The organism is Granulicella sibirica (assembly GCF_004115155.1).
GTDB lineage: Bacteria > Acidobacteriota > Terriglobia > Terriglobales > Acidobacteriaceae > Edaphobacter > Edaphobacter sibiricus.
Map to the genome: position 1 here is coordinate 595,160 of NZ_RDSM01000003.1, position 14,520 is coordinate 609,679.

Annotated in this window: 12 protein-coding genes; 6 read left to right on the forward strand and 6 right to left on the reverse strand. The window is 61.7% G+C overall.

Features of this window, described 5'->3' with window-relative positions; all coding sequences use genetic code 11:
- Positions 1-22: 22 nt before the first annotated feature.
- The 4 genes from msrP (at position 23) to GRAN_RS19035 (ending at position 4,203) form a co-directional block, all read left to right on the forward strand.
- Entirely contained in the window at positions 23-967 is a 945-nt protein-coding gene (gene msrP, locus GRAN_RS19020) for a protein-methionine-sulfoxide reductase catalytic subunit MsrP (protein ID WP_128914620.1), read from the forward strand.
- Positions 967-1,440: a GNAT family N-acetyltransferase gene (locus GRAN_RS19025; RefSeq protein ID WP_128914621.1), complete on the forward strand. Its 474-nt coding sequence runs from the start codon at positions 967-969 to the stop codon at positions 1,438-1,440. The genes msrP and GRAN_RS19025 overlap by 1 nt, the downstream gene beginning before the upstream one ends.
- 5 nt (positions 1,441-1,445) lie before the next feature.
- Positions 1,446-2,150, forward strand: a complete 705-nt coding sequence (locus GRAN_RS19030; RefSeq protein WP_128914622.1) for a protein-methionine-sulfoxide reductase heme-binding subunit MsrQ — start codon at positions 1,446-1,448, stop codon at positions 2,148-2,150.
- A 61-nt stretch (positions 2,151-2,211) separates the two neighbouring features.
- Complete coding sequence (locus tag GRAN_RS19035; RefSeq protein ID WP_241655007.1) at positions 2,212-4,203, forward strand: DUF1800 domain-containing protein; 1,992 nt, start codon at positions 2,212-2,214, stop codon at positions 4,201-4,203.
- Between the two features lie 185 nt (positions 4,204-4,388).
- Here GRAN_RS19035 and GRAN_RS19040 read toward each other — a convergent pair whose 3' ends face one another.
- The 4 genes from GRAN_RS19040 to GRAN_RS19055 form a co-directional block, all read right to left on the reverse strand.
- Positions 4,389-5,141 (reverse strand): PIG-L deacetylase family protein, encoded by a 753-nt coding sequence (locus GRAN_RS19040; protein WP_241655008.1) that lies wholly within the window; start codon positions 5,139-5,141, stop codon positions 4,389-4,391.
- A complete protein-coding gene (locus GRAN_RS19045) occupies positions 5,132-5,917 on the reverse strand; it encodes a ribonuclease HII (RefSeq protein WP_128914623.1) in 786 nt (261 codons plus the stop codon). Before GRAN_RS19045 ends, GRAN_RS19040 begins: the two co-directional genes overlap by 10 nt.
- 163 nt (positions 5,918-6,080) lie before the next feature.
- A complete protein-coding gene (gene rplS / locus GRAN_RS19050; protein WP_128914624.1) occupies positions 6,081-6,437 on the reverse strand; it encodes a 50S ribosomal protein L19 in 357 nt (118 codons plus the stop codon).
- Between the two features lie 214 nt (positions 6,438-6,651).
- On the reverse strand, positions 6,652-7,578 hold the full coding sequence (locus tag GRAN_RS19055; RefSeq protein ID WP_161571062.1) for a DMT family transporter: 927 nt from the start codon (positions 7,576-7,578) through the stop codon (positions 6,652-6,654).
- Between the two features lie 158 nt (positions 7,579-7,736).
- Here GRAN_RS19055 and GRAN_RS19060 point away from each other — a divergent pair, with 158 nt between their 5' ends.
- Together GRAN_RS19060 and GRAN_RS19065 are read left to right on the forward strand one after the other, a co-directional pair.
- Positions 7,737-10,628: a bifunctional YncE family protein/alkaline phosphatase family protein gene (locus GRAN_RS19060; RefSeq protein WP_128914626.1), complete on the forward strand. Its 2,892-nt coding sequence runs from the start codon at positions 7,737-7,739 to the stop codon at positions 10,626-10,628.
- A 443-nt stretch (positions 10,629-11,071) separates the two neighbouring features.
- Positions 11,072-12,835, forward strand: coding sequence for a S8 family serine peptidase (locus GRAN_RS19065; RefSeq protein ID WP_161571063.1), 1,764 nt, complete (start codon positions 11,072-11,074; stop codon positions 12,833-12,835).
- On the opposite strand, the gene trmD is transcribed toward GRAN_RS19065, so the two are convergent.
- Positions 12,832-13,665 carry a tRNA (guanosine(37)-N1)-methyltransferase TrmD gene (gene trmD, locus GRAN_RS19070; RefSeq protein WP_128914628.1) on the reverse strand — a complete coding sequence of 278 codons (834 nt, stop codon included), beginning with the start codon at positions 13,663-13,665 and terminating at the stop codon, positions 12,832-12,834. The two genes, GRAN_RS19065 and trmD, sit on opposite strands and share 4 nt — an antisense overlap.
- A 151-nt stretch (positions 13,666-13,816) precedes the next feature.
- Positions 13,817-14,461, reverse strand: coding sequence for a ribosome maturation factor RimM (gene rimM, locus GRAN_RS19075; RefSeq protein ID WP_128914629.1), 645 nt, complete (start codon positions 14,459-14,461; stop codon positions 13,817-13,819).
- Positions 14,462-14,520: the final 59 nt, after the last annotated feature.

Below are 14,520 nucleotides of genomic sequence, written 5' to 3' on the forward strand. Positions count from 1 at the left end.
TGGTTTGTAAGGAAGGAACATCATGTTGATTCGCAAGGGCGGTGAGATTCACTCGTCGGAGATCACTCCCCGGGATGCGTTTTTGAAGAATACGGAGACGCGGCGGAGCTTCCTGAAGGGAGCCGCGGCGGTTGGTGTCGCGGCGCTGTCGGGGCGGGCCTGGGCGGACAACAAGCTGAAGACCGTCGACAGCAAGTACATGGTCAGCGAGACGCAGACCACCATGCAGAAGGCGACGACGTTCAATAACTTTTACGAGTTTGGCGGGGATAAGTCGGACCCTTCACATAACGCGCATACGCTGCAGACGCGGCCCTGGACGATTCAGTTGACGGGGATGGTGAAGAAGCAGCAGACCGTGGGAATCGATGACCTGATGGCTTACCGGCCGCTGGAGAGCCGCGTCTATCGGCATCGGTGCGTCGAGGCGTGGTCGATGGTGATTCCGTGGGACGGGTACTCGCTCTCGGAGCTGATCAACTTTGCCGAGCCTTTGCCTTCGGCGAAGTATGTGCAGTTTATTTCGAACCTGAACCGTAAGCAGATGCCGGAGATTCTTGGGGGCTTCGACTGGCCTTACTCCGAAGGGCTGCGGATGGATGAGGCGATGAATCCGCTGACGCTGCTTTGCTTCGGGTGCTATGGGGAGGCGTTGCCGAACCAGAATGGGGCTCCGGTGCGGGTGATTACGCCGTGGAAGTATGGGTTCAAGGGGGCGAAGTCGATCGTGCAGATCAAGTTCACGGATAAGCAGCCGAGGACGCTGTGGAACGACTCGGCTCCGAATGAGTATGGGTTTTATGCGAATGTGAACCCGCAGGTGGATCATCCTCGCTGGTCGCAGGCGAGGGAGAGGCGGATCGATACGGGCGTGTTTCCGCATATGGTGCCGACGCAGATGTTCAATGGCTACTCGGACCAGGTAGCTTCGATGTACAACGGGATGGATCTGAGGAAGAACTACTAGTGGCGGCGTGGACGGTGCGGAGGATCGTGCCTCCGGTGCGCGGTCTGGAGGAGTTGATCGCCGAGGCTGGGGCGGAGGGTTTCGACTTTCTCGATGAGCTGATTGCGGATTGGGAGAGTGGGAAGTACCGGTTCGACGGGCCGCATGAGGGTTTGTTTGGGGTGTATGTGGTCGATGAACTGGTGGCGATTGGGGCACTGAGCGTGGACCCGTTCGTGGGGCGGGCGGATACGGGGCGGCTGCGGCGGATCTTCGTGCGGAAGGCGTGGCGGAGGCAGGGGATCGGCGAGGGGCTGGTGAAGGCCTTGATGGTTGAGGCGGCGAAGGGGTATGCGATCGTTCGGCTGCGGGCGGAGACGCCCTATGCGGCGGGGCTGTATGAGCGGATGGGGTTTGTGCCGATCGTGGATGAGAATGCCTCGCATGAGAGGGCGGTTTTGGGGGCGATAGAGACTGGCGCTTCGGTAGACTGATCGCGATGCCTACACGTGCGATTCCTTATGTCAAAGTCCTGGTTCACCTGATCTGCCTGTTTCCGCTGATGGGGATGATCTATGCCTATCGGTCGGGGGCGCTGGCGAACGATGCGGACCCGGTGAATACGCTGACGCACTGGACGGGCGACTGGGCGCTGTGGTGGCTGTTTGTTTCGCTGGCGGTGACGCCTATCAGACGGCTTAGTCCGAAGCTTTCGAATTTGATACGGTTTCGGCGGATGCTGGGCTTGTATGCGTTTGTTTATGCGACGCTGCATCTTTCGACCTATGTGTTTCTGTTCTCGGGATTCGATGTGCAGGCGGCACTGGACGGGGTGCGGGCAGGGCACCTGGGGGTGATCGGTACGCAGTTGAAGGCGGTCTGGCCAACGATGCTGGACGATGTGCTGAAGCGGAAGTTTATCCAGGTAGGTCTGTTTGCGTGGGTGGTTCTGCTGGCGCTGGCGGTGACTTCTCCGACGTTCATGCTGCGGGCGATGGGTGGGAAGAACTGGCAGAGGCTGCACCGGTTCGTTTATGCGGCGGCGATTGCCGGGTGCATTCACTACTGGTGGATGGTGAAGGTGGGAGTGAGGACGCCGTGGAAGGACTCGGCTGTGCTGGCGGTGCTGCTTGGGGCGAGGGTGGTCTGGACAGTCTGGAATGAGCGGCGGAAGGCTAAGATGGTGGCGGTGAAGGCAGCCTGACGCAACTTCCCTTGGGTGGGGAGGGTCTAAGGTGTTGAGGATGTTGGAAGGAGGCTGGGCCATGTTCGCTCGAACGCTTGGTGTCATGGTGCTGGCGGGGGTGGTGGGGGCTTCGTTTGGGCAGGGACGGAAGGCGCCGGTGGGGAAGCCTGTTGCTTCGGCGAAGGCTGTGCCAAAGGATGTGCTGGTTCCGTTGACGGCGCGGGAGCGGGCGCAGCAGATGCTGAACCGGTTTACGTTTGGGGCGCGACCGGGTGAGGTCGAGCGTGTCTTGGCCGAGGGGCCGGATCAGTGGTTTGAGGAGCAGTTGAATCCGTCCGCGATCAAGGATGATGCTCTGGCGAAGAGGCTTGGTGACTTTCCCACGCTTGGGTTGACGGCGGACCAGGTGCTGCTGCGGTTTCCGGATCGGGGAGCAGTGGAGCAGGTGGCGAAGGGGTTGAGGCCGTATCCGGCGGACCCGCAGTTGGCGGCGCTGTATGAGGTTCAGGTATGGAAGTACAACGACGACCTGGTGAAGAACAAGGTCGATGCCTCGGGAAAGAAATCGTTTGATCCAAGCCCGGCTAAGATCGATGCGACGAAGAAGGCGGGACAGGCAGAGGCCTTACGGATCGCGGGTGAGCTGTTTGCGCTGCCGAAGCAGCAGAGGATGGCGGCGCTGATCAAGCTGCCGGTGGCGCAGAGGATCGCGTTTACGAGCTATCTGCAAGGGGACCAGAGGAACCAGCTGCTGGCGGACTTCAACCCGAGGGAGCGCGAGACGTTTACCGCGATGGCGGCGGATGTGAACTCGGCTTACCAGATCGGGCAGGAGCTGGCGCAGGCGAAGATGGTGCGGGCGGTGTTGTCCGAGAGGCAATTGCAGGAGGTGATGGCGGATTTCTGGTTCAATCACTTCAACGTATACGTGGGGAAGGATGCGGACCAGTGGTACACGACGAGCTATGACCGGGATGCGATTCGGAAGAATGCGCTGGGGAAGTTTCGCGATCTGCTGATGGCGACGGCGATGAGCCCGGCGATGATGATTTATCTCGATAACTGGACGTCGATCGGACCGGATTCGAAGGCGAATGCTCCAGCGAAGCCTGGGGGGAAGCCGGGGAATAAAGGGCTCAACGAGAACTATGGCCGGGAGGTCATGGAGCTGCATACGGTCGGGGTGGGCGGCGGGTATTCGCAGGCGGATGTGACGGCGCTGGCGGCGATCCTGACGGGGTGGGGTGTTGATCGGCCTTATCAAGGGGCGGGTGGGTTCCTGTTCGATCCTAAAAAGCATGAGCCGGGGGTGAAGCAGTGGTTCGGGCATGCGGTTCCGGATGCGGGGATGCAGGAGGGAGTGCAGGCGCTGGGTATTCTGGCTGCTTCGCCGAAGACGGCGCACTTCATCTCGTGGAAGCTGGCACAGCGGTTCGTGGCGGACGATCCTCCGGCGGGGCTGGTGGACCGGATGGCGGCTACTTATATGAGCAGCGATGGGGACATCAAGGCGGTGCTGCGGACGCTGGCGGGTTCGCCGGAGTTCAACTCGAAGAAGTACTTCCGGAACAAGGTGAAGACGCCGGTAGAGTATCTTGCCTCGGCGTTCCGGACTACGGCTACTGATCCTTCGAATCCGGGGGCGCTGGTGAATACGGCGAAGACGATGGGGATGCCGCTCTTTTATGCGCTGCCTCCTACCGGGTATTACATTACGGCGGAGCAGTGGATGAACTCGAGCGCTCTGGTGGACCGGCTGAACTTCGCGTATCAGCTTACGAATAACAAGTTTTCGAATCAGAAGTTCGACTCGCCGCATGTGCTTGCGCTTGGGTTGATGGCGCAGCCGGCGGCTTCGGCTCAGCCTGTCGGGTTTACTCCGGGTACAGAACAGGGTGTGGATGTGGTGCTTGGGGTACTTGAGAATACGTTGATTGGCGGGGGTGTTTCAGCCAAGACGAATGAGTTGATTCACAAGCAGGTGGAGGGGCAGGCGGGGATTGGGGACGCGGAGAGGCTGAATCTGCTGACGGCGCTGGTGATGGGGTCGCCGGAGTTTCAGGTGCGGTAAGGGGAGATGGGTTTGGGTGAGCCGGACCAGGCTGTATGGGCTCCCACCTTAGGCTTCGCCGAAGGTGGGGCGCCCTTGGTCTTGGCTGGGAAGAGGCAAAGCTAGACGTAGCTTCTCTTCGGAATGACAACCAGAAGGGCAACGGCCAAGGGAGAGACAACCAGCGGGGCCGAGTGAGGTGTTGGCTAGAGGCCCTCGAAGAGGCTGGTGAGGTGGGGAGCGGGCTGGGGGTCGATGGCGGCGGCGAGGGTGTAGTACTCGCTGTGGCCGTGCTCAGCGAAGATGGCTTTTGTCTTTTCCATCAGAGGGGCCTGAGAGGTGTGCTGTCGGAAGGCTTCGAGCTTGGTCTCGAAGACGGACCGGATGTCGAGGACGATGTTGTAGGGCGGGGGCAGGGGCGCGGGACGCTCGGGCAGGAAGTAGTTTGTGCTGACGTGGAAGAGGCGCTTCGGGGCGAAGATGGGGCCGGCACCCGGAAAGCGTTTGGCGGAGGCGGCCCAGTGGAAGGCGGTGCTGGCGAAGCAGGAGACCATGGCGTGGTCGGGATGGGTGTTGAGGCCGCCGTCGGAGTTGAAGGTGAGGACAACGTCAGGCTGGAAGGCGCGGATGCGCTCGACGAGGAGGCAAGCGGTGCGGGAGAAGTCGGCGAACTCGAGCTGGGCGTCCTGGTAGTCGAGAAGCTCGTGGCGGGTGACGCCGAGGACCTTGCAGGAGTCGGCGAACTCGTCGCGGCGCATCTGGCCGAGGTGCTCGCTGGTGGCGGCATCGCCACGGTTGGTGGCGGCCTGGCCGTCGGTGAGGCAGATTACGTAGGTCTCGACGCCCTCTTCCGCTGCGAGGGCGAGAGCCCCACCGAAGGCATAGCATTCGTCGTCGGGATGGGCCACGATGCACATCAGCTTGCGTCCGCTTAGGGACTTCCTGGTTGTCAGAGCCATGCTTCTCCTGATTCCACTACTTCCAAGTCTTCGGCTTCGAAGAGGAGCTCTTCCATGTCGGGGAGCTCGTCGATGTTCGCTGGGGCGTTGGGGTCGGAGGCGCGGACGGGGGCGAAGGACTGGCGGTGGAGGGGGGTGGGGCCGTGCTGGGTGAGGGCGCGGCGATGTTCGGGAGTGGCGTAGCCCTTGTGGGAGGCGAGGCCATACTGCGGGTGCGTGAGGTCGAGGTCGCGCATGAGGGCGTCGCGGTGGACCTTGGCGACGACGGAGGCGGCGGCGATGGAGAGGCAGAGGGCGTCGCCATAGAAGAGCTTGGTCTGGGCGCAGGGATGGTCGAGGCGCATGGCGTCGATGATGAGGTGGTCGGGGGGGATGGGGAGGCCGAGGACGGCGTTCAGCATGGCGAGGCGGGTGGCCTGGTAGATGTTGATGCGATCGATGGTCTCGGCGTCGACCTCGGCGATGGAGATGGCGACGGCGACGCGGCGGATGCGGCGGTCGAGGGATTCCCGCTCTTCGCGGGTGAGCTGCTTGGAGTCCTTGAGGCCAGCTTTGGCGAGGGCGTTGACAGTCTTGGGGAGGATGACGGCGGCGGCGACGACGGGTCCGAAGAGGGCTCCGCGGCCTACTTCGTCGACTCCGGCAATCTGCTTGTAACCGTGGTAACGGAGGGCTTCTTCGGGAGCGCTGGAGCAGATGAGTTGCTTGAGCATGCGCTGCTTGGCTGTGGCTTTGGTGATCGCCTTCTTCTGGGCCGGGCTGGCTTTGGGCGGCATGCTGGTTCTACTTTAGCGGATGGGGAGTGGCGGAAAACCGGGGTAAAGCGAAGACGGACGCAGATTCCCTTCGGGAATGACAACCAGAAAGGCAAGGGCAACTGCGGCGGCAAAGGAAAAAGCCACGACCGGGGGCCGTGGCTTTTTTGAGAAGCGAAAGGGGTTAGACGGCGCGGGCGACCTCGCGCAAGCGGGCTGCCTTGCCGCGGAGGCCGCGGAGGTAGAAGAGCTTGGCGCGGCGAACTTCGTAGGAGCGGATCTTCTCGACCTTGTCCACTACCTTGGAGTTGTAGGGGAAGATGCGCTCTACGCCCTGTCCGAAGGACATCTTGCGGACGGTGAATGTGCCCTGGGGGCCCTTGCGGCTGGCGATGACCATGCCTTCGAAGGCCTGGAGGCGCTCTTTCTCGCCTTCCTTGATCTTGACCTGAACGCGGACGGTGTCGCCGGGGGCAAACGCGGGGAGATCGGTCCGCTCGAGCTTCGCGGCCAGTTTCTGCATGATTGGATGAATGGACATGGAACTGCTTTCTCGCTACTGAAGTCGTTTCTCAGTGTACACCATTTCGGCCTGTTTTCTGGACGAGCGGGATTGCTGAGGGGCAGAGGTCTATACTCCCCACCTGGGTAGGAAAGTCCTAAAGTCTTCGAAACATTCAACTTAGCTTCGGACTTCGAGTGGCGCGATATGCAGCCGGACTTCCGCTATTCCTGAGGGAATTATAGCAGGGAAGTCAAGAGCGGGCCTCTTCGGCTTGCGGGCGCGAGGCTGTGGCGGGCGCGGCGGCGGGTCCGCGGCGGAGGTTCATGAGGCCGAGTCCCACGATGGTGATGCCGACGCCAAGGAACGTGCCCGGGCCTACGTGCTCATGGGCGATAAAGCCCCAGAAGACTCCCCAGATGGGCAGGAGGTAGGTGACGGCTACGACGTGGGTGGCGGAGATGGTGGTAAGGAGATGGAAGAAGAGGAGATAGGCGAGTCCGCTTCCGGCGAAGCCGAGGACGATGATGGCGAGCCAGTTGGCCAGATGAAGGTTCGTGGGATGGCCAAGGGTAAGGGCGAGCGGCGCGACCATGAGGGCAGCGAAGCCGAGCTGGCAGGCGGCGATGCCGATGGGGTCGACGCCCTGGAGCTTTGCCTTGGCGATGACGGCGGCGATGGCGTAGCCGAGGGCTCCGGTGGAGATGAGGAGGATGCCGCGAAGGAACTGCGCGTGGGTGACGCTAACGGGCATGGTGGCGGACTGGTTGAGGACTACGAGAACGACCCCGGCGAAGCCGAGGATGACGCCGCCGATGACGTTCCAGCCGATGCGCGTGCGATAGACGGCCAGGGTGAGAAGGAGCGTCCAGATGGGTGTGGTGGCGTTGAGGACGGAGGCGGTGTTGCTTGGGACGACCTGCTCGCCCCAGGCGAAGCAGGTGAAGGGGATGGCGTTGTTGAAGAGCGCGACGAGGAGGAGCCAGGGAAGATGTTTGCGCGCCGGTGGCTTATGGCCGGTGAGGAAGAGCGCGCTCCAAAGCAGGAGGGCTCCGAGTGAGCCGCGCATCATGGCAATCCAGAGTGGGGGGAAGGCTTCGCCGGAGATGCGAATGAGGAGGAAGGACACGCCCCAGACGGCGGAGAGGAGGAGGATCTGGAGAACGGACCTGGTGGTCATGCTTGTGGGCTTTCGGGTGGCATGGGGTGATTGTAGGGGTGGGAGTCTGTGGGGACACTCCGTTTTGTTCAGGTAATTCGTCGCTGCTCTTTCTCGGCTGCCGTTTGTCATCGCAGTTCTCCGGCGCTGGTGTATATACGGGTCAGAGGGGTCACCACGTGCGTTCAATCGTTGCCTTCACCCGTCACGCCGCGAAATCGGCCGCCCTGTCGATGCTCGCTGGCTCGCTTCTGACGTTTGCCCAGACGCCGCAGCCCCAGCCGGGAAGCTCGGACTTCAATGTGGCTCCTCCGAAGGATGAAACCCTCGGCAACCGGAAGAACACGGAAGACGGGCACGGAGAGAAATCGCGGGTGGATAGCCCTGAGCGGACCGTGGGCCCGCAGCGAGACGGATCCATCGTTGTCTCGGATAACCAGACCCTGACACCGGCCGGAAAGCTCATCGATCTGGGCTCTCCGGTGCGGGCGAAGGCGATTGCGCTCAACCCCGCGAAGGCCGCGCACACTGCCGCGGTGCTGCTGATGGGATCGCCGGAGCCGATCATCGTCTTCGACACGTTGACCGGTCAGGTGCTGCAGCGCTTTCTGCCGGGCACCGATCCCTCGGCCAAAGATCGGGCGGCTGGCTCGTTCGCCGGGATTACGTATTCTTCCGATGGATCGAAACTGCTCTTCAGCCAGGACAATAACTACGTATCGATCGCGAAGGTGGACAGGAAGACGGGGCTTCTCAGCGATGAGCAGAGGGTAACTCTGCCGCCACCGCCGAAGGATGGCCGTGTTTATCACAATGCGAAGGCGATCAATCCCGGCGGCATTGCGTTTTCGAGTGACGGCAAACGAGCGTACGTCGCGTTGAATGCAGCGAATACGCTTGGTGTGATCGATCTGGGTGCTTCTCCAGCGAAGCTTATCGCGCAGATTCCTGTCGGCAATGTGCCCAACAGCGTCGTCGTCCGGGGGAACTTCGCGTATGTGAGCAATGAGGGTGGGCGGGCGGCGACGGCGCAAGACTTCACCAACGATTCCGATGGAACGGCGATCGTGGTGGATCGGACGGATGCCTATACGCTCACCGGCACTGTATCGATTGTGGATCTGACTGCGGGCAAGCAGGTCAAGGAGATCACGGTCGGGCTTCATCCGGCGGGAATGACGATTGCGGGCCCCCGCCTCTACGTGGCGAACGCGTACAGCGATAGCCTGTCGATCATCGATCTCCAGACCGATGCGGTAGTACGAACGATCGATCTCAGTGTTCCGATCGCGGGAGGCGCTTTCGGCTCCGGGCCGAACGGAGTTGCGGTGACCGAGGACGGGAGAGCCTATGTGACGCTCGGGCAAGCGAATGCAGTGGCTGTCGTCAATCTTCAAGGGCGCGATGCGAAGCCGGTAATCGGGTACATCCCGACGGCGTACTTTCCTACTTCGATCAGCTACGACAAGGCGCAGAAGCTGCTTGTGATTGCGGATGACAAAGGCCTGGGATCGCGTGGAAGCACGACGCTTACAAACGGCGCCGTGGGATACAACACGCATGCCGACATGGGTGTCGTGAACCTGATTCCCGAGCCGGATGCGAGCGTGCTGGCGCGATCGAGCAAGCAGGTGTTCGAGAACAACCACTGGAACCTGACGACCAATATCGAAGTCGGCAAGGAGTTTGTCGATCCGAAGGCGGCGCCTGTGGCGATTCCTAAGCATATCGGCGAGCCGTCGCTGATCAAGCATGTTTTTCTGATCATCAAGGAGAACCGGACCTACGACCAGATGCTGGGTGATGTTGCCTGGGGGAACGGCTCGAAAGAGCTTGCGGTGTTTGCGTCGGCAGTGCCGAATCAGCATGCGATGGTGCAGCGATTCCCGCTGCTGGACAACGTCTATGCGCCTAGCCGGCAGTCGGCGGATGGGCATCCGTGGATCGGCATGTCTGGGTCGTTTTACTCGAACGATATCCTGTCGCCGGACTGGATCCGCTCGTATCCGGGAGGGCAGGCAGAGGATGCGCTGACGAACACGCCGAAGGGTTTTCTTTGGACTGAAATCGCCGCCATGGGGCTCACTGCAAGGCTCTATGGGGAGTGGAGCAGCGGCACCACGATCGCTCGCAAGCCGGATGGCTCGGCCTACACTTGGACCGATTTTTATAAAACTTCGCGATGCAAGGAAGGGAAGGCACCGGCGTCTGATTGCGTCGTTCCGGATGATGCGATTCATGTGAGTTCGGCGATTCCGTCCGCGGCGAAGATCATGGATCCGCACTTTCCGCCGTTCAATCTCGATATTCCGGACCAATACCGTGTCGATTACTGGATCAAGGAATTTCAGCGGATGGATGGGGCTGGCCAGGTGCCGAATCTGACGATTCTATGGCTGCCGAATGACCATACCGCCGGCACGTCGAAGGGGCATCCCCTGCCGATCAACTACCAGGCGGATAACGATCTCGCGCTGGGCCGGATGGTGGAGGCGATCAGCCACAGTAAGGTCTGGGACAAGTCCGCGATCTTCGTCGAGGAGGACGACTCGCAGGGAGGACCGGACCACGTGGATGGGCATCGGCAGCCGGTGTTTGTCATGAGCCCATATACGGCTGCATCGCAGGTTCCGGGGCAGGGGAAGGTGATTCACACGACCTATACGGCGGAGAACATCAACCGCACGATCGAGAACATCCTGGGGGCGAAGCCGCTGACGCAGTTCGACCTGGTGGCGTCGCCGATGTTCGACGCGTTCCAGAATAAACCGGACCTGACGCCGTACGATTGTCTGCGGGCTACCATTCCTTTGGATCAGGGGCCAGGGCTTCCGGAGGGTACGGTCGCTTCCTATAGCCAGGTCGAGAAGGCGTGGCTGAAGGCGACCGGCAAGGTGATGAAGAACAAGTACGATAAGGCCGACTCGGTCGATCCGAACTTTCTCAATCACGTGACCTGGTATGCGACGACGGGCTGGAATCGGCCCTATCCGGGTGAGGACAGAGTTCTACCGCCGGGTCCTCTGGTGAAGGTCGCGATGAAGTTCAACGGCGACGATGACGATGACTAGCCTGCTTGCACCGGTGATTATTTCCGGGCGCAGCGGATCTTGTGGTCGGCTTTGGTCAGGTCGGCTTTGGCGAGCAAGGTCGGGGCCGGTTCTTGAGGGTTTTTTCGAGCATGGCGCGGCACCACTGGCGGATGGGCCCGTGGTTGCCGTCGGGAAGGACTTCGGAGACGATGGCTCCGCGGCAATCGGTGCTCTGTGGGAACACTCCGCCTTGTTCAGGTAATTCTCTGTAGGTGGAATGAAATGTTTTGCTCCGCGTATTCACAATTTCCTCGCGCGCGAAGCGAGCCTGTGGTTGGCTGAATGCGCCTGGAGGATTTTCGATGTTGCGTGTGTCGACGGAGCGTGTAGCAAGGGGACTGATTGTTGGTGCCCTTCTTGGTGTGGCGATCCTCATGGGGTCGGTTTTTTGTGGGGCTCAAGATTCCGATGGAAAAAAAGCGGTGAAGAGCGAAACTGATCTTCCGCGGTTCAGCTACCCGATTTCGGGGACGGCGAGCGAGCTTCTGGTGGCGGACGATGCGGTGTTTCTGGCGTTTGCGCGGAAGGTGGGAGCGGATGTCGATGGCTTGCTTGCGGGATACGCGATCGACGACAAAGCTACGCTGCGCGGGTTGCTCGGAACGAAGGTGGATGTGCAGCTTCTGACGGGTGACGTCGACGGCGGGCTGGCTACGCTCGATAAGGTTCGTGATCTGGAGGAGAAGCCGCAGACGCGGGTGTCGTCGGGGCTGATTACGCGAGAGATTCTGAAGGCGGAGAAGGACTCGGGAGCGGCGAGCGGGCCGGCATTCCAGGCTGCATTCGCTAAGGAGTTCAAGGGGACGGTGGATGGGCTGCCGTGGGCGGCGGTGCAGGATCGGGTGAAGCAGTCGCGTGCGCAGTATTCCACGCTGACACCGGATGTACTGATCGGGAGCGTGAAGGCCAGCATGGATCCGGCGGTGACGAAGACGAAGAGCCTAGACTTCAGGATGGCGCAGAGCCTTGTGCTGCTGCGGACGGTTCTGAAGGACCGCTATCCGGTGAAGGAGACCATCGTCAACACGCTGGCGGCTTATATCAAGACGAACAATGCAGCCAAGCCGGATATCTGGGCGGCTCGGGATGTGAGCTTTGGGAGCGCTGCGACGCTGACGCCGGTGCTGATCGGGATATGGGACTCCGGGGTGGATACGTCGCTGTATCCGGGGCAGCTCTACGTGGATCCCAAGCCCGGGATGCATAGCCCGCATGGGCTTGCCTTCGACCAGCAGGGGAAGCTGTATAACGGCGATCTGCAGCCGTTGTCGGCGGAGCAGAAGGCGTTCTACCCGCGGGCGCTCGAGATCCGCCGAGGGCGGAACGACATGGTCGATGGGATCGACTCGCCCCTGGCGGCGAAGTTTCGGGAGGATTTAAAGACGACTCCTCCTGACCAGCTTGCGGCGGAACAGAAGACCAGCACCTTCCTGTCACAGTGGATGCATGGGACGCACGTAGCGGGGATTGCGGTGAAAGGGAATCCGGCGGCGCGGCTCGTGGTGGCGCAGTTCGATGACGGGATCGAGTATCTTCCGTTTGCTCCTACTGTCGAGTGGGCGAATACGTTCAAGGCGGATTTCGTGCAGATCGGGGACTACTTCCGCGAGCACCACGTGCGGGTGGTGAATATGAGCTGGTCAGACAGCCAGAGCGAGTTCGAGGACTGGCTGGCGAAAGCAAGCACGGAGAAGGATCCATCGGTGCGGAAGCAGATGGCCGCGCAGGTATATGCGATTTGGCGGGAGGCGGTCGAGGGGGCGATCAAGAGGGCTCCGGAAACGTTGTTCGTGTGCGCCGCCGGTAACTCGGACAGTAATCCGGGCTTCAACGGGGATGTTCCAGCTTCGCTGATACTGCCGAACCTGATTACGGTCGGTGCGGTGGACCAGGCGGGGGACGAGACGTCATTTACCAGTTACGGGACGACAGTGGTGCTGGACGCGGACGGGTTCCAGGTGGAGAGCTTTGTGCCTGGCGGGACGCGTTTGAAGGAGTCGGGAACTTCGATGGCATCGCCGAACGTGGTGAACCTTGCGGCGAAGCTGTTCGCGCTCGATCCGAGCCTGACTCCGGAGAAGGCAATCGCTTTGATGGAGAAGGGAGCCGATGCCAGCCCGGATGGGCGGCGGCATCTGATCAACCCGAAGGCTACGGTGGCCATGCTGCAGTCGAAGACGCCCTAGTCGTCTGAGTTTTCGGCGAGATGTTCCGAGCGGAGCTCTTCGAGGATCTTCCGATCGGCCTTGGTGAGGTGCGCCGTCACCAGGAGATCGGGGCGGTTTTTCAGGGTCTTCTCAAGCATGGCTCGGCGGCGCCACTGCCGGATGAGGTCGTGGTTGCCGTCGGTAAGGACCTCGGGGACGCTGGCTCCGCGAAAGTCGGCGGGGCGGGTGTACTGGGGGTAGTCGAGGAGGCCGCCGGAGCCGTGGGTGGAACGGGGAAGGCCGTCGAGGGTTTCAGCGTCGGCGGCGGAGTCCGGGGCTCCGAAGCTTTCGAAGCGGTTGGAGTCGGGGTTGCCGAGGACGCCGGGGAGGAGGCGGACAACGGTGTCGATGATGACAGCTGCCGCGAGTTCGCCGCCGGAGAGGACGTAGTCGCCGATGGAGAGCTCGCGGTCGCAGAGGAGGGTGTTGACGCGTTCGTCGACGCCTTCGTAACGGCCGCAGATAAGGACGATCCGGTCGAGTGAGACTAGTTCGTGGGCGACTGTCTGGTCGAAGGGGCGGCCCTGCGGGGAGAGCAGGATGACTGTCTCGCGGGCCAGGTCGCGGGTTTCCTTTGGGGTGACGGCGAGGGATTCGATGGCGTCGAAGATGGGCTCGGGCTTGAGAAGCATGCCTTCGCCTCCACCAAAGGGGCGGTCGTCGACGGTGCGGTGGCGGTCGTGGGTGAAGGTTCGGAGGTCGATGGGGTGGATGCCGACGGTGCCGTTCATGCTCGCGCGGCGGAGGACGCCGTGGTCGAGGGGGCCGGCGAAGAAGTCCGGGAAGATGGTGAGGATGTCGATGCGCATGGGCCGCTTTTTATTTTAGGTTGGGAGCCGGTTTGGCTCACAGAGGAGCGACGGCAGCGATTGGGCGGCTTACACTCCCACCCTAGCCGACGGTGAGGCTATCAGCGCCCTTGTTCGTTGCTATTCAGCTGAGGGCTTGGCGGCAGCGCGGCTAGGCGTTGACTTCGAGGAGGCCGGGCGGGAGGCGCATCAGGATGCGCTTGGAATCTGCATCGATGGAGAGGAGGTAGGCCTTGACGAAGGGGATGAGGATCTCGTTGCCGGATGGGGAGAGCACGGCGAGGAGGGGTGCGGCTTCTTCGAGGCGGCGGGCGCCGTCGGGAGTGGTGGGGAGGTGGACGTCGTCGACTGTGCCGATGAAGACGGGAGACTGGTCTGGGGAGTCGGGGACGTCGTAGACCTGGCAGTCGAGGAGATCGCTGATGTAGGAGGCGTCTTCTTCGGCCTCGAGGCGCTCTTCGTGGGGGACGATGACCTCGAGGTTGGCGAGGGTCTCCGCCTGGGTGATCGAATCGATTCCCGCGAGATGCAGAACGATGCGACCGCTGTTCTTGCCCACGGGAAGGAAGAAGCTGGTGATGGTGGCGGGGCGTGCCTCGGAGGCGGGACCGGTGAAGCCTGGCTTAGCAAGGAAGACGCGTGGTTCGCCATCGAATCGTTCGGGGAAGTCGGTGAAGAGATCTGCGAGGACCTCACCCTTGCGTCCCTGGGGACGCAGGATGTGAGCAAGGAGGAGCCAGGACGACGCTTGAGGGGCGTTGAGCGCATCGGTTGCCGTGGTTGGGGTGGTCTCCATGCCGTCAGGATGCGGTAGTCCTGGGTTGGATAGTCCAGGTTTGGAAGGTTTCAAAATCG

Excerpts from the sequence above, each read along its gene's own strand:
- trmD (WP_128914628.1), bottom strand. The coding sequence starts at position 13,665 with ATGCGCATCGACATCCTCACCATCTTCCCGGACTTCTTCGCCGGCCCC.
- GRAN_RS19040 (WP_241655008.1), bottom strand. The coding sequence starts at position 5,141 with ATGGCTCTGACAACCAGGAAGTCCCTAAGCGGACGCAAGCTGATGTGC.
- msrP (WP_128914620.1), top strand. The coding sequence starts at position 23 with ATGTTGATTCGCAAGGGCGGTGAGATTCACTCGTCGGAGATCACTCCC.
- GRAN_RS19055 (WP_161571062.1), bottom strand. The coding sequence starts at position 7,578 with ATGACCACCAGGTCCGTTCTCCAGATCCTCCTCCTCTCCGCCGTCTGG.
- rimM (WP_128914629.1), bottom strand. The coding sequence starts at position 14,461 with ATGGAGACCACCCCAACCACGGCAACCGATGCGCTCAACGCCCCTCAA.
- GRAN_RS19030 (WP_128914622.1), top strand. The coding sequence starts at position 1,446 with ATGCCTACACGTGCGATTCCTTATGTCAAAGTCCTGGTTCACCTGATC.
- GRAN_RS19035 (WP_241655007.1), top strand. The coding sequence starts at position 2,212 with ATGTTCGCTCGAACGCTTGGTGTCATGGTGCTGGCGGGGGTGGTGGGG.
- rplS (WP_128914624.1), bottom strand. The coding sequence starts at position 6,437 with ATGTCCATTCATCCAATCATGCAGAAACTGGCCGCGAAGCTCGAGCGG.
- GRAN_RS19045 (WP_128914623.1), bottom strand. The coding sequence starts at position 5,917 with ATGCCGCCCAAAGCCAGCCCGGCCCAGAAGAAGGCGATCACCAAAGCC.